A 240-nucleotide genomic window follows, 5' to 3' on the forward strand; every position below is an offset into this window, starting at 1 on the left:
ATATCGCTACTATCGTAGCCCCTGTCTGCAATCACCGCTTTAGTCTGGTTATTAATCGTGCTAAATATCAACGCCTTTGCCATCTTAGAGTCATGTACTTGCCCACCTGACAGCTCAACATGTATAGGGTTGCCACAAGCATCGACCACTAAGTGCAGTTTGCTGCTATTACCTGCAACGCTTTTACCAATGGCCTCATCAAGATGACTGGCGGCGCCTGTACTATGCTGATGAGCTTTG

1 protein-coding gene is annotated in these 240 nt (G+C 47.1%); it reads right to left on the reverse strand.

Annotated features, from left to right (window positions below):
• A partial coding sequence (locus ACT3SX_RS15750) for a transposase (RefSeq protein WP_444761894.1) occupies positions 1-240 on the reverse strand: 240 nt, incomplete at both ends.

It is taken from the genome of Psychrobacter sp. AOP31-B2-9 (assembly GCF_052378005.1).
GTDB lineage: Bacteria > Pseudomonadota > Gammaproteobacteria > Pseudomonadales > Moraxellaceae > Psychrobacter.